Genomic DNA, 25,971 nt, shown 5'->3' with positions numbered 1-25,971 from the left:
TCCGGTCTTACTTTCCTCCTCTTAAATCCCATCATGACCACCTCTCTGCAAGCCGCGCTGAGCCAGGAGCTGAAGCACGAATTGAAAACCACCCGCCGCTTGTTAGAACGCATTCCGACCGAGCAATTTGGCTGGCAGCCGCACCCCAAATCCATGAGGCTAGGTACGTTGGCTTCGCACATTGCCAACCTGGTCGGCTACCTGGAGATGTCGTTGCAAGGCCCGGCTACGGATGTGCTGATGGCCCCAGCCCCGGCCTCTCCCACCACCATCGACGAGGTGCTCCAGCGCTTCGACGTAAATGGCGAAAACATCCACAAGGCCTTGGAGCAAGTAGACGACGCCACCTTCCACGACTCCTGGTCGATGCAGCGTGGTGAGCAGGTATTGGTGACGATGCCCCGCACTGCCGTGGCCCGCATCATGGTACTCAACCACATGATTCACCACCGCGGCCAACTAAGCGTGTACCTGCGCCTGCTCGATATCCCGGTGCCTGCCATCTACGGCGGCTCCGCCGATGAAGCGCCACAGCAATAGTCGCTTTTGCCAACCTAGGTTCCACTAAAAAGCCGCTTCCTTTCCCAAGGAAGCGGCTTTTGCTTTTACTCTATTTAGAGCGTTTACTTCTGCTTGAAAACCTGCTCACCCCCGATCCAGGTTTGCAGCACCTTAGCGCCGCGCAACTCGGGTGCGGGCGCCTTCAGCAGGTCTTTGTCCAGCACGACGAAATCGGCCACCATGCCGGGCTGAATCCGGCCTTTCTGCTTTTCCTCAAAAGCCGCGTGCGCGGCCCAAGTCGTCATGCCACGCAGCGCATCGGGGCGGGAAAGCGCATTTTCCATCTGAAAGCCCCCCGCCGGGTAGTTCTTGGCATCCTGCCGCGCCACGGCGCTATGGAAGCCGAAAAGCGGGTTGATGTCTTCCACCGGGAAGTCGCTGCCGAGCGCCACTTGGCCGTATTGTTTGCGCAGCTCCTCGTAAGCGTAGGCCGTTTTGAGGCGCTGCGAACCTAGCCGCTCACCGGCCCAGTACATATCGGAAGTGGCGTGCGTGGGCTGCACCGACGGCACAATGCCAAACTGTCCAAACTTCGGCATGTCGGCCGGCGTGATAACCTGTGCGTGCTCGATGCGCCAGCGCCGGTCTTTTTGGCCGTGCAAGGCTTCGCCGTAAATGTTCAAAATAATTCGGTTGGCGGAGTCGCCGATAGCGTGCGTGTTCATCTGAAACTTGCTATCAGCTAGCTGTTTAGCCAAAGCGCGGTATTCTTTTTCGGTCGAAAGCAGAAAGCCGGTTTCCTTGGGCCGGTCAGCGTAGGGCTCCACCAGACAAGCCCCGCGCGAACCCAGGGCACCATCGGCGTACACTTTAAAGGAGGCAATGGTGAGGCGGTCAGTGAAGCTAGGTCCTTTCGGGATATAATAGGCCTTGTTTTCCTTGGTTGGGTTCAGCATGGTATAGAGGCGCAGCTTCAGCTTGCCCTGCTTCTGCAAACTCTCCATGCGCTCGACATCCGCCCTGTTCAGACCGGCATCGGCAAGGCTGGTGAGGCCCACGGCCACGCAGTTCTGCTGACCTTGCAACAGAGACGCATCTGCCTCAGCAGGTGTTGGTTCCGGGATTTTGCCCGATACCAGTCGCACGGCATTATCGACCAACAGCCCCGTGAGTTTCCCTTGCACATTGCGCGTGATGGTGCCGCCCTTGATGGGCGTAGTGGCCGTGACGCCGGCTAGGTCCAGCGCTTTTTGGTTGACCAACGCCGCGTGACCATCTACGCGGGTTATGAAAACGGGTGTGTTGGGGAAAAGCTTGTCCAGCGTGTCCTTGGTCGGAAACTGCTTGCCCGGCCAGTCGTTTTGGTCCCAACCGCGCCCGGTGAGCCAAGCGGCCTGTGGATACTGCTGACGCTGGGCCGTGAGCTTAGCCACCACTTCCGGCCACGAGCTGGTGCCTACCAAGTTGGCATCGCGCAAACCTAGGGCATAGCGGTAAAAATGGCAGTGCGCATCGTAGAAGCCCGGATAGATAAACTGCCCTTGCGCATCCACCTCCTCTTTTGCTTTGTAGCGGCGGCGAATGTCGTCGTTGCTCCCTACGGCCACGAACTTGCCGTTTTGCACGGCGAAAGCCTGCGCCTGGGAGAAAGTAGAATCGACGGTATAGACGGTGGCATTGTAGACTACTAGGTCGACCGAGTCGGATGGAGTTGTCTGGCAGCCCACCAGGCTAGCTAGCACAGGCAGCAGGTAACGTAAGCGCGAAAAATGGTTCATGGCGGCAAGATAGAAAGCCAGCGCGTGAACCACATTACTGTTAAATAGTTGAGTGCAAACTCAACCCTCGTAATACAAGGAAAATCGAGTAGCTTTGCCCAATATGCAGACTGCCGGGGTTCGGCCAGCGCTGCGGAAGTTGGTTATTTTCTACTCCATGTCATCCCGAACCTATTCGCTCATGGGTCTTTGGCCCATTATTAACCGGTGGAAAAATTTAGTGCTCGCAGCAGTTGGTTTAGCCTTTCTGCTGAGCCTGCTGGTCGCGTTTTTGCTGCCTAATATCTACCAGTCGACGGCGGTGTTTTATCCTACCAACCCCGAAACGACTGACCCCGACCGTATTGTGGCCGAGGGCGGCAAGCTCCAGCTGGGAGGCCGGGCCGAAGACCTCGACCGGGTTATTACCATTGGCGAATCGCAGCCGGTAGCGGAGTTGATGATTCAGCGCTTTGACTTATACAGGCACTACAATGTAGGCTCGCCCGGGGATGAAAAGGCGGAGCAGGATGCCCTAGATGCCTTTGACAAGAGCCTCAATATTGTTCACAACGACCGTGATGCGATTGAGCTCACCATTGAAGACCCAGATAAGGTGCTGGCTGCGCGTATGGCGAACACACTGGTATACGTTATTGACTCTATTAATCAGCAGCTTACCTACGAGAACCGACGCAGCATCATCGAGCTGTACAAAGACCGGGCAACCTTCCTGGAGAAGGAATTTGTTCAGGCCCACGACAGCCTCCTGGCTGCGCGGCGTCGCTACGGCGTGTATGGCATGGACCGCGAATCGCGCTACCTAGCCAAGGAAATTATTGAAACTGAAGCAGAATTGCGGCGCGCTGAGGGGGAAGGCAACAGCGGTCGAGCCGCTGGTTTGCGGCGCGCTTTAAAAGGACTTACGCAAGCAGATGGTGGCAATACTTACAACCTGGAAAGCTACACTACCGGCCTTGATTTGATTACAGGTTTGTACAGCCGCTTCAACGACGTCCAGACGCGCCTGCAAGAGGCCCGCGGTGCCTACGAAACTGCCCGGCTGGCAATTAGCAGCCGCATTTCCTCTATTTATATTGTTCAAAAAGCCTTACCCGCTACGAAGAAGGCGAAACCAGTACGCTCGTTGATCGTGGTGTCCTCGGTGATGATAACGCTGGTGCTATCTATCATCTTCATCACGCTGCTGGAGCTTTATCGCGGCAACCTAGGTCTGAGCCGCCTGCGCCGGGTAGAGTAATTTCCGGCAGCAGCGTTAACCTAGGTTATTCGCACCTAGGTTAGCGCTGCCAGCAAAGGGCTTCGATAGTTTATGGAAACCTCCTCGAACAGCGCCACTACCTTCCTGGCCAGCCTGCACCCGCGCAACAACGCCCAGCGCTTGTTCATGGTGTTTATGGGCGTGCTGCTGGTGAGCGGCGCGTGCGTTATCCTCTTTGATTCGTTGGTTTGGCTGGCGGTGCCGGCGGCGTTGCTGGGCTTCATCGTGCTGCTCGCCGACTGGCGTTGGGTGTACTACCTGTTGTTGTTTGCCCTAGCTTTTTCCCGCGAGATTCAGTTGCCCGGCGGCCTGAGCATGGATGTACCCTCCGAGCCGCTCATGCTTATTTTGCTGAGCTGCTTCGGAGCCAACGTTTTGCTGGGCCGTAGCGGCATCACAGCTCGTTACTGGGGGCACCCTTTCATTATTATTCTGGGGCTGATGCTACTATGGGCTAGTGTATCAGCTTTTTCGTCGGTTGATACACTTAAGTCTATCAAGTATCTACTGGCGAAAACCTGGTACATCGGCCCGTTCATCTTTGTTACCCTGAACATTGTGCGGCGCCCGGCCGACGTGTGGCGGATGGTTGCCTTCTATATAGCCGGTGCTTCCATAACGGTTGTTTACACGGCAATCCGCCACGCTGAGCGCGGCTTTGCCTTCGATGCCATCAACCCTTCCATTCAGCCATTTTACCTCAATCACGTTATCTACGCGGCAGTGCTGGCGCTGCTGCTGCCCTACGCTTTTTACGCGGCGCGCTCTACTCCCCCTGGTTTGAAGCGCACGGCTTGGCGTGCCGCCCAGTGGCTACTGCTATTTGGGGTGCTGCTTTCTTACACGCGCGCCTCCATTATGGCGCTGCCATTGGCCGGGTTCTTCTACCTGGCCGTGCGCTGGCGCCTGATTGCTTTCGTGTTGGTCGGCGCGGCGGTGGCGGCACTGGGCGGTTCCCTCTATTTCGTGCATCAGAACAACTACATGCTGTACGCGCCAGACTTCGAGAAGACCATTTTCAATGGGAAAGACTTCGAGAAGCACTTGGAAGCCACGTATAAGCTGGAAGACTTGTCCGGCATGGAGCGCCTTTATCGCTGGGTAGCCGCCGCCCGGATGATCAGTGAAAAACCCATCACCGGCAGCGGCCCGGCCACCTTCTATCCAGAGTATAAACGCTACACCGTCAAGAGCTTCCGCACTTACGTGAGCGACAACCCGGAACACTCCACCACGCACAACTACTTTCTGCTTCAACTGGCGGAACAGGGCTTTCCAGGGTTCTTGCTGTTTGTGACGCTTCTGAGTACCGCCCTACTGACGATGCAGCGGCTCTACCACCGCAGCCGTTCGCCTGAAAACCGGCGTGTGGTACTGGCAGCTGGGCTTTCCTTGTTCATCATCATTTTCCACCTGCTGCTGAACGAGATTATCGAAGTCGATAAAACGGGTTCCTTCTTCTTTATCGGCCTGGCTCTACTGATGCGGGCCGAAGAATGGATTGAGCAGGAAACGCCGGTGCAGTAGGAACGCGCCACAGCGCGTTCTGGTCTGGGTAACGTGCCCACAGGAGGTGCGAAGCGGCATCGTTCAACGACGAACGCGCCGTGGCGCGTTCCTACTGCACCCGTACCAAGCACCAGAAACTTACTTAAACCGGCAGCTTAGAATGGTGATGTCGTCGGAGAAGTTCGCGCCTTTGCTGTTGAAGTCTTTGATTTTAGCCAGTAGCTCCCGGTGCAACGTAGGCAAGGGCAGGTAGTGGGTGTTGCGCAGAAAATCCAGCACACCCTCCTCGCCGAACTCGCCTTCGGCTTCGTCAAACACCTCTGTGAGACCATCGGTGTAGGTGAGCAACAGTGAGCGAGGCGGCACCTGCACCCGGTGCGTGTTTAGGAAAGGCAGGTCCTCGAAAATCCCGAGCATAGTGGTGCCATCGGCCAGCAGCTGGTGCTCGTTGTCGTCGGTGAGCAGGATGGCGGAGTTGTGGCCGGCATTCACGTATTGCAGCTCACGCGTGGCGCGATTGTAAATGCCGAAGAAAGCCGTGATAAATTTCTCCGACACGGCGTTACGATAAATCAGATTGTTCAGCTCTGCCACCACCGTACCTAGGTCTGCCTGCTGGCGCAACAGCGTGCGCAGGCCCGCCTGAAAGTTCGACATCAGCAGCGAAGCCGGCACGCCCTTCCCCGACACATCGGCGACACAAAACAGAAACCGCTCAGCATCAATCGGAACCACATCATAGTAGTCGCCGCCGATGGCCGCGTGCGGCACGTAGCTGGCGTGTACGGCCACATGGCTGTCGTTGGGCAGGTTGCGCGGGAAAAGCATGGTTTGCACCTCCTGCGCAATCTCAATCTCCTTGCGAATGGCCGCCGCTTCGACGCGCTGCCGGGCCAGGCGGCGGTTTTCGATGGCGCCAATCAGAATGTTGCTGAGCGTTTCCAGAAACTTGGTAGCTTCTTCACTCACGTAGTCTTCGTGCACGTTGCCGATGAGCACGTAGGCCATTACCTCGCCATTATTAACCACAGGAATCACCATTTCCAGCTTTTCCCATTCGCCACCTAGGTGCAGCGTGGGTACCAGACATGGGTTGCTCGTGCAGGTTTCATTGATGGTATCAGGCAGCGGAATACGGCGAAAATCGGGTAGGCCAGCGCCAAAAGAAACCACGCAGTGCCAGCTGCTCTCCTCCTTCACATAGAGCACCAACCGACGGATGTTAAGCTGCCCTAACAGCGTGAACTGAAAGATTTTATAGAGCGCATCTTCCGTGGGGTCGTGGTTGATGGCCTGGGTGATTTCCAGCAAGGCGCTCAGCTCCCTTTCCTTTAGAAACAACCGTTTTTCGGGTGATATCGGGCGCGAAGTAGGCATAAGGCGAATGGTAATCGGGTGTAAAGCGTAGCTAGCAAATACGTCGATAACTTACTTCTTCGAGCGTTATCAGGCTGCTAATTACTCATTTATGAGTGTCTTCGGATCGTAGGCATCGCGCAGGCCGTTGCCGAGCAGGTTGAAGCTCAGTACCAGCAAGCTGATAGCCAGCCCCGGCAACAGCGTAAGCCACAGGCCGGCCTCGGTGCCCAGCAGCTGAAAGCCTTCGTTGACCATCAGCCCCCAGGATGGCGCAGGCGGCTGCACCCCCAGCCCCAGAAAGCTCAGACCAGCTTCCAGCAGAATGGCCGCCGCGAAGTTACTGGTTGCAATTACGATAAGCGGGCCCGTCATGTTGGGCAGCAGGTGCCGAATGATGAGCCGGGTCTGCGACAAACCTAGCACTCGGCCGGCTTCTACGAAGGTAGCGGCGCGCAAGCTCAGCATCTGCCCGCGCACCACGCGCGCCACATCAACCCACATGGTGAGGCCCACGGCCACGAAGGAAGTCCAGACGCCCTTGCTATCCAGGGCCAGCGAAATGGCAATGACCAGCATGATGCCCGGAATGCTCCAAACTACCGTCATCATGCCGAGCAGCAGGCTATCAACCCAGCCGCCCACATAGCCCGCCACCGCCCCGATGGCCATACCAAGCGCAAGCGAAATCAGCACCGCTACCAGCCCGATACCCAAAGAGATACGTGTGCCGAGCAGCAGACGACTCAACTCGTCGCGGCCGGCTTTATCGGTGCCGAGCCAGTAGGTGCGCTTGATGAGGCGCTCTTCCCGCACGATACGACCTAGGTCGGTACTTGACCCGGGGCGCCCGGCTACCTGCGCCAGCGAGTACCGCTGGGCCTGGTCGGCCAGGGCGCTGTGGTTCTGGTAAGGCGCCACCCGCACCGAGTCGCCAACGATCTGGTAGCTGCTAATGGGCACCTCCTGAAAGCGCGGTTCCCGGCCACGCCACCAGATAGTCAGCGGGTTATCCGCCGAGCTGGTCCGCGTTGAGTCCGCCAATGGCAGCCGCAGAATCGTAGCGGAGAAGCCGGGTGCCTCCTTTTGCAGCTGCACGATGCCGTTGTTGGCATCCGGCGAGTTGTCGGGTAAAACCCAGTAGCCGGCCAGCGCCACCAGCGTGCACAACACAATAAACGCCAGCCCCGCCATCGCTGGCCGGTTCTGGAACAGCCGCTGCTGCACGTAGTAGCTCGGCGGACGAGCGGGCGGCAGCACAGGGCTAGGTCCGGCTGCCGGAGCAGAAACCACAGTGCTCATTTTAGCGGGTATTGTGCTCCAGCAAGCCCGCTTTGGTAGCCAGGTAGTAGCAGTCGCGGGCAATGGCGCCGAAAGAGGTGGTTTCGTACGCCTGCTCCGTGTCAGGGTCGGGGTAGAAGCACTTTACGTACTCCTGCTCCAGCAATTCGCGCAAATGCTGTTCCAGCGCAGCAGGCGCGAGCTTGGTACGCTGGGCTAGGTCGCGGAAAGAAGTGACGAAGTATAGCTCGTCAAGAATGTCGAATTCAGGGTCGGTCACGGTGGCAGGTAGTGGGCAGAAGGTAAGCAAATGTAACGCCGTGCGGCGGGATTTGCGAACGAGCGAGTAGCTCCTTCTATAGAGCTAGCATTAGCAGCTAATCGACTATTGCAGCTGTAGAGTTTACTATTGACTTAGGACTCTCTACTTCTATGTACTTGATTATACTTTTTATCTCCTTATCTGACAGTTGAAAGCTAGGCATCTGCTGCTCTTGATACTGATTGAACAACTTCACTGCATATTCGTCACCGGAGGCTACTACTTTGCTGGAGTTCTTTACCCAGGGAATAAGCCAGGAAATTGAGCGTCGTTTGGTAATATCATTCAGCGCCGGGCCTACTACCACATCAAAGACAGCGTGACATTGAGCACAGTTATTTTTGAATAAAGCATCACCAGCCTCCACTACTGCCATGTCCTCCTGTGATAGAGTGTTAGAAGCTACCTGATATGCATTTGCAGTAGAATCTGATGTTTCTATTAAGGTGGTGTCTAATGCGACTTCATTAGGATTACCACAAACACCTTCTTCTTGCTTATTCAGCAACCCCGTACCCGCAAACACCACGACGCCAGCCAAACCGACCAGTAGCACAATCAAAAAGGAGAACATTCCGAGGGCAAATCTGGACATAGCAGTAGGGTTTTAAGGTGAGCGAGTAACACAGGAAAAGTACCAGTGAAACGTTACAAGCTCAACTATTTAGTGCTATTTATTTGGCCTTTGTTCATGTCCATTTACACTTTCTGAATTCTAGAAACCTCTAGCTCCCAAACCTAGGTAGACCACTAAGAAGTTGCAGACTGATGTCGCATTTACAACGTAGCTAGCCGTTTCCGACTGTCGTTGTCACAGAAGCAATCCACACCTTTCGAGTTTGCTATTTAGTCACAGCGAAAAAATCAAAGTCAGCGTAGCCTTTGCTGCTTATGATGCTAGGATTGATGCAGAATATACCAACTTTAGCGCCGATCCAAGTTCCTTTTTCAACTTTGTACCTATCACCAATTTCTTTGTAGGAATTCCCATCAATACTATAATAATAAGAGCAAGTAGCATCATCATTAATTTTTACTCGAAACCATATAGCTTGGGTATTTACATCAACGCTAGTTAACTCCTGCGGCAACAAGTATTTTCTATCCTGCCTTTTTCCTTCAGATAATACAACACGATTTCCCGAAGCACTTTTCTCTAGACAGATAGTAGTATAATAGTTCCCCATAACAGCTAACCCTGCCCGTTCGCCACTATTTTCTGCCTTCAAATCAACTTTTGTTGTAGCCGAAAAGGCAGGCGCAGTAACTTTCTGGAGCAATAAATTACCAGCGTAAAATAAACTTCCGTTATCCGTAGGTGCCGAAATAGCATGGAGGCGAATATTCCCAGACTTCGGATTCAGGGTATACCATTCTTTGTGCGGGGCGGCGTGCCATTGCCACTGCAAACCTAGGGTAGGCTGCGAAAAATCGTCGGAGGTTTGCGGCGCTTCTACTGGGTAGCTTTTACCCACATTCGGTTTTTTGTAGGTTAGCACGGGTTCGCCGGTGCCGTCACCGTCGGCATCCTGGCCCGCGACCGGCCAACCATCTTTCCAGGTAACCGGCTGTAAATGAACAATGCGGCCGTAAGCGTCCTTGTCCTGAAAGTGGATAAACCACCACTCGCCGGTCTGGGTGCTCACGAAGCCGCCCTGGTGCGGACCGTTGATGTTGGTTTTGCCCTGCTCCAACACGACTTTGTCTTCGTAAGGACCATAAATATTCCTGGAGCGAAAAACCGATTGCCAGCCGGTGCCCACACCACCAGCAGGCGCGGCGAAATAATAATATCCATCGCGCTTCTCCATGAATTTAAATCCCTCTAACGTAGGCTGCTTTTTATCATCCTGATAAATTAATTTCCCATCATCAAGCAGCTTTTTTCCATTTGATGACATTTTATGCAAAATCGCCGGCCCTGCTCCTACGCGGCCATGCAGTAAGTAAGCCTGCCCATCATCATCCCAAAAAGGGCAAGGATCTTCCCAATTGCCTACATTCTGCACAACGTGTAATTCCCATTTCTGCGCCGGATTAGTGGTCGAAGCCATGAATAAGCCATCTTCGGGCGTGCAGAAATACACGTAATATCGACCCTTATGATATCGAATAGAAGGTGCCCACGAGCCTTGGCCGTGCTGCGGTTTCTGATAACGATCAAAAGGCAAAGTAGAATAGACGTAATTAATGATTTTCCAGTTTACTAAATCTTTGGAGTGCAGCACTGGTATTCCGGGCTGACACGTAAAACTGGAAGCCACCATATAATAATTATCACCTACCCTAATTACATCGGGGTCAGAATAATCAGTATAGATAATAGGGTTTTTATAGGTTCCATCTCCGTTATCGGGTATCCATACCTGCGCTTGCGCCAGCCTGGAAAGTAAAACCAATACCAAGAAGATAAACGTCTTATTCATGCGGCGCAGTAGTTAAAGCTTGAGGCCGTAAGTTATCATTAACTATTGCCAAGGAGAAACCTCTTGCTTTAGCTTGGCACCTAGGTAGTTGCCTGAATCTTACGGCCTTTCCACACGTAGCCGCCGCGCAACCCCAGCAGGCCCGTTGCCAGCGCATAGGGCGCGTAAGCCAGCTGCAACACCGGCAGCCAGCCCAGCCACTGCCGGCGCTGGAAAAAACCCAGCACCGGCGTTAGAAACCACACATCGGCACCTAGCTTCAACGCCCAGGCTGCCAGCACGAAAGGCCAGCCCTGCGGCTGAAAAAACGACCCGATTAGTCCGGCTAGTAGCGCCACGTTGGCCAGCAGCACTAGCACGGCCAGACGGCGCGGCGCAGCCTGCTCGTAGTGGCGCCACTTACTCGCCCAGCGCACGCGCTGCATGAGGAGCGCACGTAGGCTAGGTTGCGCGGCTGTCCGTACAATAGCGGCGCTATCCTTCAGAAAGTGAATGCCTTCCGGATACGCTTTATAGAGTTTGTGCAGCAGAAACTCATCGTCGCCGCTCGGGACGTGGGCGTTGCCGGCAAAGCCTTGCACGGCGTAAAAAGCAGCGCGCCGGTAGCTCAGGTTGGCGCCGTTGCACATGGTGGGCTGGCCCAGGCCGATACCGGCCGCTCCTACCCCGACCAGCGCCGCCAGCTCCACGCCTTGCAGCGCCGCCAGCGCACCCCGCCCCGTGAGCAGCACCGGACCGCTGGCAAACTGCGCGGCCGGCTCGGCGGCCACCGCGGCATGTGCTGCCAGCCACCCCGGCGTCACCCGGCAATCGGCATCGGTGAGCACCACCCACGGGGCACGGGCAGCAGCAATGGCAGCTTGCACGGCGGCTTTTTTGCCGGTTGCCGGCTGGGGCTGGTCGGCGAGGCGCAGCAGGCGCAACGGGAAAACGCTAACTAACCTAGCTTGCTCCACCACGACGGCGGTGCCATCGGTGGAGTGGTCGTCGACAACGATAATCTCTACTTTGCCACCTTGCGCGAGGTAGGTTTGCCGACCTAGGTCGGTGAGCAGGTGCGGCAGATTGGCGGCTTCGTTGCGGGCTGCGATGATTACCGTAAGAGAAACCCTATCAACATGTTGCGCAGTCGGATTCACCGGCAGCCTAGGTATCGGCAATTGCTGCCAGGCCCGCCGGAAATGCACCATAGCCACCGCGTATAGTGCTGCCGGACCTAGCACGGCGGCCACCATCCATGTCAGCGCGGCTGCACTCATGAGGCGACGAGTGGCTTGACCGCCTTCTTCTTGCGAAATACTTTGAGCCGCAACACAAACAGCAGGCCCGACGCGCTGGGCAGGGCAATATTGAGCACCCATAAACTCAGGCTGGCGCTCAGAACCGGCAGCGCCGGCTGGCCTAGCAGCCCAAACAAATGCGTCGCCGAGAGTTCCCGCACGCCTACATCGGCCAGCGCATTAAGCGAAGGAACCAGCGATTTGAGCAGAAAAGTGCCCGCAATAGCCGCTGCGCCGGGTCCGAATGGCGCTTGCCCGCCGTACGCCAGCAGCAGCAAGCCGAATTGGCCCGCAAACACCAGATAGCGCAAGCCTGACAAGGCCAGCACCGCGTGCAGAGTTCGGGCTGGGTAGGTCGGCATCACGGCCAGGTACGGTTGAAACCGACGCAAGGGCTTTATCAGCGCCAGCGCTGTCAGTAATAATTGACTACGGTAGAGCGGCAGCAAAACGGCCGCGTTCAATGCCAGCGCGGCCACAGTCACACCTAGCCCCGAGGCCGGATAGTTACGCAGGTAAAAGACTAGTAGAAAGTATAATAACCCCATAGAGCCCGCCACTACCGTGACAACCAGCTGGCAGTAGCGCCCCAGAAAAACCGCGCCCAGCGCATCCAGCCGACGGCTTTTCAACTCGATGATTCGACCCGCGTAGTCGCCCACGCGGTTAGGCGTCACGAAACCTAGGGTGAGGCCTACCAGCACCGCCCGGAAGCTGCGCCGAAACGACACCGGCTCCAGGTGCCGGGCCAGCCGCCACCATTTCCACGCCTCCAGCCCCCAATTGACGGGCACCAGCGCCAGCGCCAGCAGCACCGGCCCACGACCGGCGCCAGTGAGGGCCGAGGCGAGCAAAGCGCGCCACGCGGCCGCCGTATCGGGGGCGGCAAACACGGAATGGTAGAGCAGGCCCAGCGTGAGCAGCGTCACGAGCAGCTTGCCCGCCACCACCAGTAGTCTCCGGCGCGAAGTCAGTTCCAAGTTTCGTGTGTAGATTTGTAGTAAATGGCTGTTTATCCCACCTCTTCGCTTGACCTTCCGAAACTCATCATGGGCGTCGATCCTGGCACCCAGATCATGGGGTACGCCATCATCGAAGTCACGGGCTCGAAGGTGGAAGTCTTGCGCTACGACGTGATTAACATGAAGTCGCTGGGCACAAACCACGCCGTAAAGCTAAAGAAGATCTTCGACCGTATGATCGAGCTGATCGAGGAGTTTCTGCCCGATGAGCTGGCCATTGAAGCCCCTTTCTACGGCACCAACGTGCAGAGTATGCTCAAGCTAGGTCGGGCGCAGGGCGTGGCTATTGCGGCCTGCCTCTCCCGCCAGATTCCGTACGTGGAGTACGCCCCCACCAAAGTAAAGCAGTCGGTAACCGGTTCAGGATCAGCAAGCAAAGAGCAGGTAGCGCATATGCTGCGCCAGACGTTGAATCTACCGCCCGTCGAGGACGCGCCCAAGTTTCTGGATGCCACCGACGCGCTGGCCGTGGCCGTGTGCCACCACTACCAGAAGGGCAACAACCAGAAAGCCGGCGGCAAAAGCTGGGGTAAGTTCCTGGCCGACAACCCCGAACGGCTAGCCAGCGGTGCCGCGGCCAAGAAGCCCACCAAGACGGCCGTCAAGGCAAAGTAGATAAGAGCAGAGTCATTTCCTGAGAGACTAGAATTTTGGTAAGACTGTTGCAGCCCAGGCTAGGTTCCTAACAAAATTATAGCCTTATGAAACGCCAGCCTATCCGCTCTACTTCCCTTAAAGCCATCGGCTACGATGCTGCTACCCAAGCGCTGGAAATTGAATACCGTAACGGCCGACTCGTGCGCTACTCCGGCGTGAGCGAGGCCGTGTATCAGGGCCTGCTGACAGTGCCGGGCAAGGCGCTCTTCGTGGAGCAGGTGCTGGAAAAGAGCGGCTATGGCCGCGAGCAGGTGCGGTAAAGCTAGCTTCTGATTTCTGAACTGATTGCAAGTAAATTGAGGCAAATTTCTATTACATAAGAAATTTAGCTGATCGACTTGCAACCTTCTTTTCAGCAACTGGCTCTGAGGTAAAAGGCTTTTGCTGTTGGCATTCTGCCGAACAAAGCGCTTCCTTCTCCCACCTTATGCTCGTTGTTGTATGTCCAGAATCTTTACGTATCTATTTGGCTGGTGCCTGCTGCTAGGGTTAACAGCCTGTTCCTCAAAGGAAGAACCACAACCTAGCCCCGGAATTGTAGGCTGGGGTTATTCTTACGGGGAGTACAGCTATTGCCCGCAACTAATGTCGCGCGAGATGCTGGAACAGTCGGTGACGGCGCTGCCCGCACGAGCCATGCACAACACGGGCAAGATCTACCTGCTCGGGCGCTATCTTTTTATCAACGAGCGCTACGAAGGCATTCATATTATTGATAATCAAGACCCCAAGCATCCGCAGCCGATCAGCTTTCTGCGGGTACCCGGCAACATCGACATGGCCGTGAAGGGCAACCTGCTCTACGTTGATAATGGCCCGGACTTGGTGACCATCGACATCTCGAATCCGCAGGCCGTGCGCATAGCCAGCCGCGTGCGCGACGCCTTCCGGGAACTACCCGCACCTACGGATTATGGCCTTAATTCAGCTTGCACTCCCTACAGTCGACCGGCCAACATGCTCGTGGTGGGTTGGCAGAAACTCAAGAACAACGCGCCGGCGCCGAGTTCCGGCCCAATCTGGCTGTTCGACTCCAGAAACGTATTTGCCTTAAGCTCAGCCCCTGGCGCGGCCTCCAGCCCCGCACCCGGCGCCACGGGCAAAGGCGGTTCGCTGGCCCGCTTTGCGGTGCTGGGTCAAACCCTCTATATCGTTGACGATAACAGCCTGCGCCTGTTCGACCTGCTTGATCCGCGCAATCCGGCGCCCGGCGCTAAAGTTCCGCTATCGTTCGGCGTCGAAACCATCTATCCCAAAGACCACTACCTGTTTTTGGGAACCCAGCGCGGCATGTACATTTTCGACGTAGCCACCCCGCAGGCACCCAAACAGCTGTCTTACTTCCAACACTTTATGAGCTGCGACCCTGTGGTGGTCGACGACCATTATGCCTACGTGACGCTGCGCAGCGGACGGACGTGCGGCGGCGCGGCCATCAACGAGCTTCAGGTAATTGACCTGACCAACCTGAGCCAGCCGAAACTAGCCAAGACCTACCCCATGGCGGGTCCACAGGGCCTGGGAGTGGATGGCGACCTGCTGTTTGTCTGCGATGCCGATGGCCTGAAAGTGTTTGACAAGAGCAAGGCGCCGATTCTCACTCAGAAGCAGAAGTTCACGGTCAACGTTGTGGATGTCATTCCAGATCAAGGCGTTCTAATGGCAATTGGCGCCGATGGCCTGTACCAATACAGCTACACCGGCGACAAGCTCGAAAAGCTGAGTATGCTCTCCATTTCGTCCGCTAACTAATGCGTATCGGCCAACTGAATGCCCCGGTACACCGGGGCGCCCGGCTGCTGCCTTTGCTGCTATGCCTAGGTCTGGTGGCGAAAGGCCAAAACCTAGCTTCCAGCAATCCGCTGGTCATCAAAGCAGTACCGCAGTACCTAGTGGTGAGTGGCTACTGGGTGGAACTGGAACAACAGCGCAGCCACCACCCGCAGCAAAGCTTTACGCTCACGCCGCAGCTCTACCTAGGTCCTGCCGGGCAACCTAATAGAGCGCCGTACTATTATTACTGGTCCCCGGAAGGCCAGCGGGAGAATGAAAAAGTGCGCGGCTTTGGCTTGCAAGGGCAGCACCGTTTCTACCTGAAAGCATCCAAAACGACATACCCCACCGGCTGGTATGTTAGCTACGGGCCACATTTTCAGGTATTTCAGATGGTCTATCACACCAGAGCCTGGCAGGAGCGCACAGATTCCGACGGCTTGGTTTATTCCGAATACGGCCTCGTAAAACACACCAGCACCATCAACCGCTATGGAGGCTCCGTGCAGGTCGGCTACCAGGCGCCTTTGCTACCTGGGCGGGTCTCCCTGGATTTATACGCGGGCGTGGGTTTGCGCCAAAGCTACGGCGGCGCAGCCTACCGCGTCGGCACCTCTGATTATGGCCACCGCGGCTGGTACTTCCCCGGCGGCGTGAAAGTTGGCCTGGCGCTGCGCTGAAAAGTCGCTTTCAACGGTCATGCTGAGCTTGTCGAAGCATCTCTACCGCTTTTTATCAGAACGTCATTCCGACGAAAGGAGGAATCTCGCGTGCAATGGTGATCCACTCGGCTGGTATTAGCAGCACAACCTCAGCACGCGAGATTCCTCCTACCGTCGGAATGACGTTCAATTTTGGACGTTCAACACCAGACGTTCTCAGGTGACAAAACCTAGCTTTCTGTCAGCTCAATCTCTCCCTTCAAATACGTCACGGCGTGGCCGCTGATTAGCACCCGGTCGCCGCGCAACTCGCACCATAGGTCGCCGCCACGGGGCGAAACCTGCCGGGCAAACAGTTCGGTTTTACCGAGGCGCTCAGCCCAATACGGAATCAGAGTGGTGTGGGCCGAGCCGGTTACGGGGTCTTCGGGCACACCCACGCGCGGGCCAAAAAACCGGGATACAAAATCGACGCCGTTGCTGCCGGGCGCCGTCACAATTACGGCGCGGTACTCCACTTTGGCCAGGTGCGTCTGGTCGGGTTTTATGGCGCGCACTTCTTCTTCAGTGTTAAACAACGCCACCAGATCTGGCCCGGCCAGTATGGCAACGGGCGTGGCACCCAGGCCATCAAGCAGACCATCAGGATGTTGGGTCAGCGGCTTGGGCGGGCGGCTCGGGAAGTCCAACGACAGGCGACCATCAGCCTGGCGCTGCACGCGCAACGGCCCGCTGCGGGAGTGAAAGATGATTTCTTCCGCCTTGAAGTTGAGGTGCCGAAACAGAACGTGCGCCGAAGCTAGGGTAGCGTGGCCGCACAGCTCCACTTCTACAGCTGGCGTAAACCAGCGCAAATCATACTCATTGCCACCGCGGGGCACAAAAAAAGCCGTTTCAGCGAGGTTATTTTCGGCCGCAATAGCCTGCATTTTTTCAGCGGGCAGCCACTCAGTGAGGGGGCACACGGCCGCTGGGTTGCCGGCAAAAACATGGTCGGTGAAAGCATCGACCTGATAAAGTGGAAGCAGCATAAGCTAAGGAGCTAGGAGGCAGGAGTTGGAATGGGAAGATCTGACTAGCAATGAGATAATGATGAAGCTGCTTAAAATAAGCCGGTTGCAAAACCTCCGGACCAGGCTGCCGGGCAACCTAGGCCCTGTTTCGCACTCGGCCCGAAAGTACGGACGCCGCTGCAAAAGGCTTTCTGCTTATATTGGTAGCGAAGCGAAATAATCAAATTATTTACCCGCCCGCGCAACCCCTCCCGACCTAGGTCAGTCATGGGTGCGGAAGGCTACTGCTCCTACTCCCCACTTCCGTCGCTTCCGTTGCCTGATGCCGCCAGCACTCGACGCTATTCTGGAAGGTTGCCGACGAGGTGAGCCGGCGGCCCAACGCGCCTTGTACGACGCGCTGGCCTACCGGCTCCTAGGGGTGTGTCTGCGCTACTGCCCTTCGCGGGTGGAAGCGGAAGATGCGTTGCAGAACACTTTCGTGAAATTATTTACGCACCTCGACCAGTACCGGGGCCAGGGACCATTTGAAGCCTGGGCCCGGCGCGTGGCCGTGAATACCGCTCTGACTACGTACCACCAAGCGCGGCAGCGTGGCTTGCAGGTAGAGTCCGACGAAGCCCTGGAGGTGCCCAGCCCCGATGGCTCGTCGCTCGACCAGCTTGCCGCCGATGATGTGCTGCGCCTGCTCCAAACCTTACCACTCGGCTATCGAACGGTGCTCAACCTTTACGCCATTGAGGGCTACTCGCACGCCGAAATCGGGGAGCTGCTCGGCATCTCGGAAGGCACCTCCAAATCGCAGCTCTCACGGGCCCGCAAGCTGCTGGAAGAACGACTGCTGGCGAATGACAAGTTTGAATTGAAATGACAGAACCTGACTCAGACGAACTTTACGAAGAGCTGCGGCGCAAGCTGGCCGACTACGGAAGTCAGCCCTCGGAAGAGGTGTGGGCGAACATCCGTAAGCGAGTGCCGGCTGCGCCAGCACCGGCGTTGCGCCCACGCCGCCACACCCGGCGCGTGGTGCTGGCGCTCGGCGTGCTCTTCCTGATCGTCAGTGGGGTGCTGGTGGCTCGCTATTATCAATCAAGCTGGTCGGGTTGGGGGAAAGGCTCGGCAGGTGAAGGTGCGTTGGCAACTTCAGCGGGCCGCTCATCGTCCGTACCTAGGTCGGGGGGCGCACCTGTGTCGGCTGGCTCGGCTGCTACTCCGCTGGCGGGCACTACACCACCTTCTAAAGATGCTACTTTACCTGAGAACTCAACAGTTGCGCCAGCTGGTTCTGATGCGGTTACTTCTTCCTCAGCTCGTGGTGATGAATCACGCACTAACTTCCAACGCAAGGGTAGCCCGTCAGCTGCATCAACCCTAGCTTCTCCCTCAAGTCTGGCAACTACTGCACATCGTTCGCGGCGCGGATCTTCAGCAGAATCACTTTTAAATCCTTCTGTTAATCAACGAAGTACGAAGCTTAGCAACAGATCAGGCAAGCCGAACAATGCCGCTGAAGTAGCTATTGTAGCAAGGCAGCGTGAGGCTTTTTCTGACAACGGCCAGACTCCTGCGCCAACTACCAGCGCATCGATCAACACCGAACCTGCACAAACTACGCAAGCCAGAACCGTACTTGCGCCTGCCCTAGCTCCCGCACCCGATTTCCCTATTTTATCCTCTTTGCCTGTTACTTTGGCTTTACCAGACCTAGGTGCGCCGCTGGTAGCGTCCGTACCTGGCCCCCCTTCTCCTCCGCCTCCGCTGCCAACTACGGCGGCGCGGCGGTTGGCGGTGCAGCTACTACTGGGCCCGGCGCTTTCGTACCGGCACCTAGGTCGGCTGAGCACCGATCCGGTGCAGAGCGAAATGGAAAAGCTGGAGCGGCCGGCCGAAAGCTACTCGGCTGAGCTAGGTCTGACCTATGCCCTCACGCCGCGCCTCAGCCTGCTCACCGGCCTGGGCTACTCCGAGTATGCTACTCGCCTCGACCTGACGGTGAAGCAGCCCGTGGTGGTGTATGAGAGCTTCCGGCGTCCTGTATTGGAATATACCACAAATGGCCTGTTCAACACACTGTATGTACCCGATTCTATTCCCAGCAGCAACGAGGAGGAGCAGCAGCGGGTACGGCACCGCGACGTGTACCGCTTCGTTTCGGTACCCTTGCAGGTTCAGTATCAGCTTGGTACGGCGGGGCGCTTCTCCTACGGCCTGACGCTGGGCGCGACAGCCAACCTGTACGTGGGGGGCCGCACCACCCAGGCAAGCGGCTGCGGCTGCGACCAGGATTCATGGAACCTAGGTAAGAGCCCGTTTCGGATGGTCAGCCTGGGGCTTACAGCGGGCAGCAGCCTCCGCTACCGCTTAGCCGGGCGGTGGAACTTGAGCCTACAACCAACTTTCAACTACCTGCTAACGCCGCTTGCTCAAACCCCGGATCGTTCGGCCCGGCACATTCTCTCGGCCGGCATGCGCACGGGCGTATCCTTCGATCTGCGATGAGCCTGCCTAGGTTGTCTTTTTATTTTTCAATTATGCTCAAGCCGTACTCACATTGGCGCTTCGCTCTGGCAATCAGCCTACTGCTGACGGCTTGCCAGAAGGACTCGGACCTGCTGACGGTAGGCGCGAAGCCGGCTGAAGTAAATACTCTGGCGGCGTTTGTGGCGGTGCACGGCGCACCGCGGCAGCTCTTCACCCTGGCGGCCGCTACCGACAGCTTCCAGCTCAGAACGGCCCAGGGCAACAGGCTGGTAATTCCGGCCAATGCCTTTGTGCTGCCCAGCGGTGCCCGCCCAAACCCCGAGCCGATCAGCATCGAATACCGCGAGGTACTAAGCCGGGCCGACATGGTGCTGAGCGCGTTGCCGAGCACGGCGAGCGAGCAGCTACTCGAAGCGGGCGGCGAGTTTTACCTGAAAGCGAGGCAGGGCAGCAACACACTGCGCCTGAACCCTACGGCGCATGTGCGCCTGCACTTCCGAAATTCCCGGCTTTCCACTTTCTCCAACATGGCCGTGTTCTACGGCACCACCAGCAAGAATGTATTCAGCTGGTTGCCGCAGTCGAGCGCCGATATCAGCTCGTCGGTGGTGCAAGACAGCCTGCCCAGCCAGCCCCGCTCCTACCGCCTGCGCCTGAACAACGACAGCCTAGGTTGGGTCAGCTGCGCCCGCCTTGTAGATGCCAGACAGCAAACCACCGTGAGCATAGCAGTGTCGGGCGACGATGTGCAGTCCAAAAACACAATGGTGTTTCTGGTATTTAAGTCCCTGAATACCAGCGTGCGCGCGTATTCGCAGAGCAGCGACAATATCTTCTCCGCCCCGAACATTCCGGAAGGACTGGCAGTTACGGCAGTTGTACTCCGCAATGTAAACGGCTCCTATTTCTTCGGCCAACAGACCTTGCAGGTCGGCACCAATCAGATGTTCAGCCCGAGCATTTCGGCCGTGAGTGAAGAAGCCGCGGTAGCCGCTATTCGGGGCTTATAGCTCGATCATCGCCCAACAAAAAGCAGAGAGGTCAGGCGGAGTTCCGCCTGACCTCTCTGCTTTTACCAGAACCTAGGTCCAGTACTGAATCGGGGCGTTGGGGAAGCGCTGCTGCCACTCTTGGTAGAAGAACTGCTTCATAGAGCGCATGTCTTCGGGCTGGTACACGAACTTGGTGCCGCCGAACTTGTTGCGCTTCACGGCGCGCTTGGCCTCGTCGAAGTCGAGGCTGGTGTTGGGGTACCACTCCATCAGCACGTCTTTGGAGCCTGGCGTGAAGCGATGCGTGATGAACTCCACCGTCAGGTCGCAGGGAAAATCCATCACCTCGGCAATGCGGTCGAGCAAACCTAGGTAGTGCTCGCGCCAGTTCGGAATCTGCATAATGGGCGCTAGGATAATGCCTACCGGGTAGCCCCCGCCACCTAGCTCCCGCGGCAAAGCTAGCTTCCGCAGTGCTTGCAAACGCGCTTCCACCGAGGCAGTTCCGCCTTCCATGCGCCGAGCAATCTGCTCGGCGTTCAGACTGATACGCGCCCGCGTGCGGCCGTTGTGCGGCAGGTTGAGCAGCGAATCTACTTGGTTGTATTTGCTCACGAAGCGCAGCTGCGCGCCTTCGCGGGTGCCGTAATAGCGGATGCACTCGGCCAGGCTCCCGGTCAGGTGCTCAATGCCGAGTACGTCGGTGTAGCAGCTCACCTCGAAGCTCGTCACGCGGCCGGGCTGCTCATACTGAGCGGTATTGCGCAGCAGCTCCGGCAGGTTGGCGTAGGCGCGCACCACCGGCGGCCCTTGCAGGCTGCCGGCCAGGTAGCAATATTGGCAGTGGGCGGGGCAGCCTTCGGCCAGGTTCATCTGCCAGTCGGCGGAAGGCGGCGTGGGCTGAAGGCGGAAGTTGCTCGGCGGCGCCTTCACCACGGCCAGCGTATTCTTGGCGTTGCGGTAGGTCTCGCGCTCATCGGCGCCGCGCAAACCGGTGATGCGGTTACTCTTGAGCACTTCCACGGGCAGGCCTTGAGCCGTGATCCGCTCGTACATCTGCTGGCCAAACTCCTCCATCAGGGCGTCGGGCGTGAACAGCACCCGCTTGGGCAGCCACACCCGCGCCGAGTGGGTCAGCGGCTGCGGCGCAGGCGCTGCGGCCGGACTGGGAGTAAGAACGGGCAACTCGTCAAAAAGGGCTGTTTGGAGCATCTGAAGGCGTTTTTCGGCTGTGTATAGGTAACACACCGAGCGCCGGAATAGGTCCTTTTTGGGTGGGTTTTGGGGAGGTTTTTGGTGGTGTTTTTTGGTGATTGAGTAAGCTACCTAGCTAGGTTTCTATAGCGGCTTCGGAACTGTGAGCACTGTTGTGATTGCAAAACTCTTGGAGTAATTCAAGACTTGTAGCTAACCACTTTCCGATTAATACAACTCAGCGCGTTAGTCTCTGTTAAACCCTCTAACTCCCGACTGATTCCCTATAAGTTGTTGCTTCAGCGAAGCAAATTCATCACCGCTTAATATATTTCTTTGCTTAAGCCATAGCAACATTTCCAACTGGGGCTCTACAGGCAAATCCTTGTCAATAGTCGTATACTTACGTTTTAAGAAACCATGTATTCGTTCTTTAAGCGCATTCAAAAACTCTTTTATATCAGCCTCAGAGGGATTGTTATCATAAAGCTCAATCATCCCCGATGAATAAGTTGGAATGCACAAGACATGTTTTCTGCTTAGTAAAGTTGTTATCAAGAACACAACAAAGAAAATAAAGGATAGTGGAAGCAGCCCTGTAGCTATCCCATGCGAATTTTCGATAAGCCAAGCGATAGACTTAATCATTGTCACCCCTGAAAGTATACAAACCCACATATAGAATCTATCAATTTTAAACTCTCGAATCAATTTTTCATATTGTATTTCTTCATATGATATTATTACCTGTTTAGAACCAATTAGATTACCACGCAAATACATAATATCTTCTTCTCTAAACTCAATAGTTCTATAATTTAAGTATCTCTTTTGTTTAATTAAATTCATCTGAGTGTTTTTAATAAATGTTTTACAAAGTTTTACTCTTAATCCCCCTTACCTATCTTCTTTAAATTAAATACAACCAGCTTATTTCATCGATTAGACTTAGCAGTTACCACAAGTCCAGACCTAGAACTTCGTTTGCGCTGAACAAGAAATAACATTTTCGCCGCTCAACCAACTACGGTCAGGTTGCAAGAGGCCTGAAAAGGGAAACTCACCAGCTACCAGCCTAGCGACCCTAGGTCTGCCGGCGTGAGAACCGCCGCGCATCTATCTTGCGTACACTCCCGCGAATGGAATCTGCCATAGGTGTGGCTTACCGTTGCCTCAATTTCAGTTCTCCTTTTCATGAAAGCCCTCTTACTCATCGACGTTCAGAACGACTTCGTGCCCGGCGGCGCGCTGGCCGTGCCCGAAGGCAACCAGATTATTCCGCTGCTCAACCAGTTGCAACCTAGCTTCGACTTGGTGGTAGCCACGCAGGACTGGCACCCGCGGGCACACAAGAGCTTCGCTTCCAGCCACCTAGGGCAGCAGGTTTTCAATACGATCGAGCTGCACGGCCTGGAGCAGGTGCTCTGGCCCGACCACTGCGTGCAGGGCACACCCGGCGCCGAGCTGCACCCCGACCTGGACACGAGCCGCGTAGAAGCCATCTTCCGCAAAGGCACCAACCCCGAAATCGACAGCTACAGCGGCTTCTACGACAACGGTCACCAGAAATCCACTGGCCTCGGGGACTACCTGCGTGGCAAGGGCGCGACGCAGGTGTACGTGGCGGGCCTGGCCGGCGATTATTGCGTGTATTTCTCGGCCAAAGACGCCGTGCAAGCCGGCTTCGAAACCTTTCTGATTGAAGATGCCAGCCGGCCGATTTCGCCGGAGGGCTTTCAGCAGGCCAAGCAAGAGCTGCAACGCCTCGGCGGCCACGTCGTGCAGAGCAGCGCCCTGATGGGAACCTAGGTTTTTGCCTGCCTTTTACGCTGCTCATGACTGATCTGAACGCTCCGCTGATTCTTACCCTCGCCCTCGACGCCGAGGCAACGGCCTTCTTCAACGACCTGCGGCGCCAGCACTTTCCGCCCAACCGCAACTACCTCGACGCCCACCTGACGCTGTTTCACCACTTGCCCGGCGCCCGCTTCGAGGAGCTGACGCAGCAACTTGCGGCGCGCAGCCGCGTACAGTCTCCCTTGCAGCTGCGCGTGGCCGGCGTGCAATTCCTAGGTCAGGGCGTGGCGTATTCGGTGCAGAGTCCGGAGCTGGAAGCTCTGCACCGGGAGCTGCAAGCACAATGGCTCCCCGACCTCACGCCCCAGGATCAGCAGCGCCGCCGCCCGCATGTAACAGTTCAAAACAAGGTACGACCAGAAGTAGCGCGGGCCCTGCACGAGCAGCTCACGGCAGAGTTTACGCCCTTTGAAGCCTTAGGCACAGGCTTGCAGCTATGGGCTTACCGAAACGGCCCCTGGGAATGGCTCCGCACGTTTTCGTTTATCAATGAGCAGTGAGCAGAGTCAAAAATTAACCTAGACCGTCATGCTGAGCTGGTCGAAGCATCTCGCGTGCAATAGTAATTGGATTACTTTGGCAACGTCAGCACGCGAAATGCTTCGACCAGCTCAGCGTGACGGTCTGGCGACTTCCTAAACAGAACAGCTTCACCACCATTGCTCACTGCTCATTGTCAACTGACAACTGGTAAATGTTAACTGGTAACTGAAAAAATGCTTCCTGACCTCTTAGACTTACCCATGCCACTTGAGCAGGCACTTTATGTGTCGGGCACGCTGGCCTGCGGCCTGCTGGGCGGCCTGGTTATCAAGTGGGTGATATTTGCGCTACTGCGTGCCTACAACCGCCGCGCTGATGCGCCGCTGGCGACGCACTCCCTGGCCCGGCACCTCAGCCGACCTAGCACTTACTTCCTGCCGGTGCTGGTGCTGTCGTTTGTGCTGCCGCTGGTGCCGCTGGCGCCCAGGTCGCTTGAAGTGCTGCGGCGCTTCGTGGAAACGACTCTGATTGCCACATTTGCTTGGGGCCTGATCAAGACGGTTGATGTCATTGAAGACCTCGTGCGGCAGCATTATCAGGTTATGGAAGGTGATAATCTGCGGGTGCGCAAGCTGTTCACGCAGCTTCAGTTTATCAAAAAGCTAGCTATTACCTTGATTGCCTTTCTGGCCGTTGGGCTTATTCTGATGAGCTTCGCGACGGTGCGCCGCATCGGGACGGGGCTGCTGACTTCGGCGGGCATTGCCAGCGTTATTATCGGCTTCGCAGCCCAACGCTCGCTCAGCAACCTGCTCGCCGGCTTCCAGATTGCCTTCACGCAGCCCATCCGGCTGGACGACGTGCTGGTGGTGGAAGGCGAATGGGGCCGGGTAGAAGAAATTACGCTGACCTACGTGGTGGTGCGCATCTGGGACGAGCGGCGGCTGGTGCTGCCGCTCAACTACTTCATGGAGAAGCCTTTCCAGAACTGGACCCGCACCACCTCGCAGCTGCTCGGCACCGTGTTTCTGTACGCTGACTACACGCTGCCGGTGGAGGAAGTGCGCGCCGAGCTGAAGCGCATCGTGGAACAGGAACCGCTGTGGGATCGGCGCGTGTGCGTGCTGCAAGTCACTGATTCCAAGGAGCGAACCATGGAGCTACGCGCCCTGGTAAGCGCCGCCGACTCCAGCCGCACCTTCGACCTGCGCTGCATCGTGCGCGAGAAATTGGTGGCTTTCATTCAGCAGCAGTTTCCGGAAAGCTTGCCCAAAACCCGCTCCCTTGTTGCCGGCTCCGACCAGCCCTTTACGCTGGCGAATGTTGTGGCCAATGAAAGCTAGTGGGAACCGTCATGCTGAGCTTGTCGAAGCATCTCTACCGCTTCGTTTTCACGATAGGAATTACTTTGGCGGTAGAGATGCTTCGGCAAGCTCAGCATGACGGTTCCACACAACCTAGGTTCGTGCTTTTGCTTCCTGGTCGGCCACGAATTCCTGGAGCAGGCTCTGCAATTCCGGGGAGGCGTTGTGTGCCCGCGGCAGCAGAAAGTTGCGCTTGCTAGGGTCCACGTAGCCAGCGATATACACGAAATCAGAAAGATCCAGCGGCACGAATCCCATGCTCCAATCGGGAAACACCCGGCGCGGCACGGGTCCATCGACCAGGGTGGCGACTTCCGTGTGGCGCGGGTCGCGGCGGATTTTCTCGTAGAGCATTCGCACCACCTCCTGCTCGCCCTCCAGCACCTGCATAATCATGCCTTCGCTGTAGAGCAGGAGCCCCGTGATGCGAAGATCGTGGTTGGTAGCGCGGGCTTTCAGCAGAATATCCTTCAACTGTTCATCGCTCATCGCCCCGGTGGCCGAGCTTGTATACAGAATCTGATGTATCGTCATTCTTGAAACAGGAAACCCAGGCAGCAACTTGCGAGCGGCAGCGCAGGCATGAATAAAAGACGCAGGGTAACGACGGTGGGCAAACCGTATGTACCCCAAATAGCTGAGTTTGTTTCTTTTGGGGCTAATAATCTGCGCGGCAGGTTTTCCAGTCATCTGACCAAGCCGTATTTGGCTGAGAGCCGTAAAATGGCTTTGTAGCACGCTATTCGGCCCAAAAAACTA

The 25,971-nt window shown here is 56.6% G+C and carries 25 protein-coding genes; 13 read left to right on the top strand and 12 right to left on the bottom strand.

Annotated features, from left to right (window positions below):
- Positions 1–33: 33 nt before the first annotated feature.
- Positions 34–540, top strand: a complete 507-nt coding sequence (locus IEX74_RS12175; protein ID WP_188814269.1) for a DinB family protein — start codon at positions 34–36, stop codon at positions 538–540.
- Positions 541–623: 83 nt separating this feature from the next.
- On the opposite strand, the gene IEX74_RS12170 is transcribed toward IEX74_RS12175, so the two are convergent.
- A complete protein-coding gene (locus tag IEX74_RS12170) occupies positions 624–2,279 on the bottom strand; it encodes an amidohydrolase (protein WP_188814268.1) in 1,656 nt (551 codons plus the stop codon).
- A 157-nt stretch (positions 2,280–2,436) separates the two neighbouring features.
- On the opposite strand from IEX74_RS12170, the gene IEX74_RS12165 reads away from it, so the two are divergent.
- A complete protein-coding gene (locus tag IEX74_RS12165; RefSeq protein WP_188814267.1) occupies positions 2,437–3,519 on the top strand; it encodes a GumC domain-containing protein in 1,083 nt (360 codons plus the stop codon).
- A 72-nt stretch (positions 3,520–3,591) separates the two neighbouring features.
- Positions 3,592–5,067 (top strand): O-antigen ligase family protein, encoded by a 1,476-nt coding sequence (locus IEX74_RS12160; protein WP_188814266.1) that lies wholly within the window; start codon positions 3,592–3,594, stop codon positions 5,065–5,067.
- A 120-nt stretch (positions 5,068–5,187) separates the two neighbouring features.
- Here the strand turns inward: IEX74_RS12160 and IEX74_RS12155 are convergent, their stop codons facing one another.
- The 7 genes from IEX74_RS12155 to IEX74_RS12125 all read right to left on the bottom strand — a co-directional run bounded on the left by IEX74_RS12155 (position 5,188) and on the right by IEX74_RS12125 (position 12,694).
- Entirely contained in the window at positions 5,188–6,426 is a 1,239-nt protein-coding gene (locus tag IEX74_RS12155) for a PP2C family protein-serine/threonine phosphatase (protein WP_188814265.1), read from the bottom strand.
- Between the two features lie 81 nt (positions 6,427–6,507).
- A complete protein-coding gene (locus IEX74_RS12150) occupies positions 6,508–7,707 on the bottom strand; it encodes an ABC transporter permease (RefSeq protein ID WP_188814264.1) in 1,200 nt (399 codons plus the stop codon).
- 1 nt (position 7,708) lies between these two features.
- A complete protein-coding gene (locus IEX74_RS12145) occupies positions 7,709–7,966 on the bottom strand; it encodes a winged helix-turn-helix domain-containing protein (protein ID WP_188814263.1) in 258 nt (85 codons plus the stop codon).
- Between the two features lie 97 nt (positions 7,967–8,063).
- Entirely contained in the window at positions 8,064–8,603 is a 540-nt protein-coding gene (locus tag IEX74_RS23235; protein WP_229755248.1) for a c-type cytochrome, read from the bottom strand.
- A gap of 247 nt (positions 8,604–8,850) precedes the next feature.
- Positions 8,851–10,434, bottom strand: a complete 1,584-nt coding sequence (locus IEX74_RS12135) for a glycoside hydrolase family 43 protein (RefSeq protein WP_188814262.1) — start codon at positions 10,432–10,434, stop codon at positions 8,851–8,853.
- A gap of 80 nt (positions 10,435–10,514) precedes the next feature.
- Positions 10,515–11,693, bottom strand: a complete 1,179-nt coding sequence (locus IEX74_RS12130) for a glycosyltransferase (RefSeq protein WP_188814261.1) — start codon at positions 11,691–11,693, stop codon at positions 10,515–10,517.
- Positions 11,690–12,694 (bottom strand): lysylphosphatidylglycerol synthase domain-containing protein, encoded by a 1,005-nt coding sequence (locus IEX74_RS12125; RefSeq protein WP_188814260.1) that lies wholly within the window; start codon positions 12,692–12,694, stop codon positions 11,690–11,692. The genes IEX74_RS12130 and IEX74_RS12125 overlap by 4 nt, the downstream gene beginning before the upstream one ends.
- Positions 12,695–12,718: 24 nt before the next feature.
- Here IEX74_RS12125 and ruvC point away from each other — a divergent pair, with 24 nt between their 5' ends.
- The 4 genes from ruvC to IEX74_RS12105 all read left to right on the top strand — a co-directional run bounded on the left by ruvC (position 12,719) and on the right by IEX74_RS12105 (position 15,846).
- The gene (gene ruvC / locus IEX74_RS12120; protein ID WP_188814259.1) at positions 12,719–13,351 is read left to right on the top strand and encodes a crossover junction endodeoxyribonuclease RuvC; all 633 of its coding nucleotides are present in this window, start codon (positions 12,719–12,721) and stop codon (positions 13,349–13,351) included.
- 86 nt (positions 13,352–13,437) lie between these two features.
- On the top strand, positions 13,438–13,653 hold the full coding sequence (locus IEX74_RS12115; RefSeq protein WP_188814258.1) for a KTSC domain-containing protein: 216 nt from the start codon (positions 13,438–13,440) through the stop codon (positions 13,651–13,653).
- A 181-nt stretch (positions 13,654–13,834) separates the two neighbouring features.
- Positions 13,835–15,145, top strand: coding sequence for an LVIVD repeat-containing protein (locus IEX74_RS12110; RefSeq protein ID WP_188814257.1), 1,311 nt, complete (start codon positions 13,835–13,837; stop codon positions 15,143–15,145).
- Positions 15,145–15,846: a hypothetical protein gene (locus tag IEX74_RS12105; RefSeq protein ID WP_188814256.1), complete on the top strand. Its 702-nt coding sequence runs from the start codon at positions 15,145–15,147 to the stop codon at positions 15,844–15,846. Before IEX74_RS12110 ends, IEX74_RS12105 begins: the two co-directional genes overlap by 1 nt.
- 212 nt (positions 15,847–16,058) lie before the next feature.
- On the opposite strand, the gene IEX74_RS12100 is transcribed toward IEX74_RS12105, so the two are convergent.
- Positions 16,059–16,859, bottom strand: a complete 801-nt coding sequence (locus IEX74_RS12100; protein WP_188814255.1) for a PhzF family phenazine biosynthesis protein — start codon at positions 16,857–16,859, stop codon at positions 16,059–16,061.
- A gap of 304 nt (positions 16,860–17,163) precedes the next feature.
- On the opposite strand from IEX74_RS12100, the gene IEX74_RS12095 reads away from it, so the two are divergent.
- The 3 genes from IEX74_RS12095 to IEX74_RS12085 are packed head-to-tail and all read left to right on the top strand — an operon-like array spanning position 17,164 to position 20,332.
- Positions 17,164–17,712, top strand: a complete 549-nt coding sequence (locus IEX74_RS12095; RefSeq protein ID WP_188814254.1) for an RNA polymerase sigma factor — start codon at positions 17,164–17,166, stop codon at positions 17,710–17,712.
- Entirely contained in the window at positions 17,709–19,340 is a 1,632-nt protein-coding gene (locus IEX74_RS12090) for a hypothetical protein (protein WP_188814253.1), read from the top strand. The genes IEX74_RS12095 and IEX74_RS12090 overlap by 4 nt, the downstream gene beginning before the upstream one ends.
- A gap of 32 nt (positions 19,341–19,372) precedes the next feature.
- Positions 19,373–20,332 carry a hypothetical protein gene (locus IEX74_RS12085; RefSeq protein ID WP_188814252.1) on the top strand — a complete coding sequence of 320 codons (960 nt, stop codon included), beginning with the start codon at positions 19,373–19,375 and terminating at the stop codon, positions 20,330–20,332.
- Positions 20,333–20,404: 72 nt separating this feature from the next.
- Here the strand turns inward: IEX74_RS12085 and IEX74_RS12080 are convergent, their stop codons facing one another.
- Positions 20,405–21,526: an SPL family radical SAM protein gene (locus tag IEX74_RS12080; RefSeq protein ID WP_373285564.1), complete on the bottom strand. Its 1,122-nt coding sequence runs from the start codon at positions 21,524–21,526 to the stop codon at positions 20,405–20,407.
- Positions 21,527–21,754: 228 nt separating this feature from the next.
- A complete protein-coding gene (locus tag IEX74_RS12075; RefSeq protein WP_188814251.1) occupies positions 21,755–22,357 on the bottom strand; it encodes a hypothetical protein in 603 nt (200 codons plus the stop codon).
- A gap of 345 nt (positions 22,358–22,702) precedes the next feature.
- Between IEX74_RS12075 and pncA the strand changes: the two genes are divergently transcribed.
- The 3 genes from pncA to IEX74_RS12060 all read left to right on the top strand — a co-directional run bounded on the left by pncA (position 22,703) and on the right by IEX74_RS12060 (position 25,191).
- The gene (gene pncA, locus IEX74_RS12070; RefSeq protein WP_188814250.1) at positions 22,703–23,317 is read left to right on the top strand and encodes a bifunctional nicotinamidase/pyrazinamidase; all 615 of its coding nucleotides are present in this window, start codon (positions 22,703–22,705) and stop codon (positions 23,315–23,317) included.
- A gap of 26 nt (positions 23,318–23,343) precedes the next feature.
- Positions 23,344–23,865: a 2'-5' RNA ligase family protein gene (locus IEX74_RS12065; protein WP_188814249.1), complete on the top strand. Its 522-nt coding sequence runs from the start codon at positions 23,344–23,346 to the stop codon at positions 23,863–23,865.
- Between the two features lie 216 nt (positions 23,866–24,081).
- A complete protein-coding gene (locus tag IEX74_RS12060; protein ID WP_188814248.1) occupies positions 24,082–25,191 on the top strand; it encodes a mechanosensitive ion channel family protein in 1,110 nt (369 codons plus the stop codon).
- A 114-nt stretch (positions 25,192–25,305) separates the two neighbouring features.
- Here IEX74_RS12060 and IEX74_RS12055 read toward each other — a convergent pair whose 3' ends face one another.
- Positions 25,306–25,746, bottom strand: coding sequence for a BLUF domain-containing protein (locus IEX74_RS12055; RefSeq protein ID WP_188814247.1), 441 nt, complete (start codon positions 25,744–25,746; stop codon positions 25,306–25,308).
- Positions 25,747–25,971 lie beyond the last annotated feature (225 nt).

Source organism: Hymenobacter cavernae, assembly GCF_014641455.1.
GTDB lineage: Bacteria > Bacteroidota > Bacteroidia > Cytophagales > Hymenobacteraceae > Hymenobacter > Hymenobacter cavernae.
Note: the sequence above shows the minus strand (reverse complement) of the source record. Positions and strands in the feature narration are given on the sequence as shown.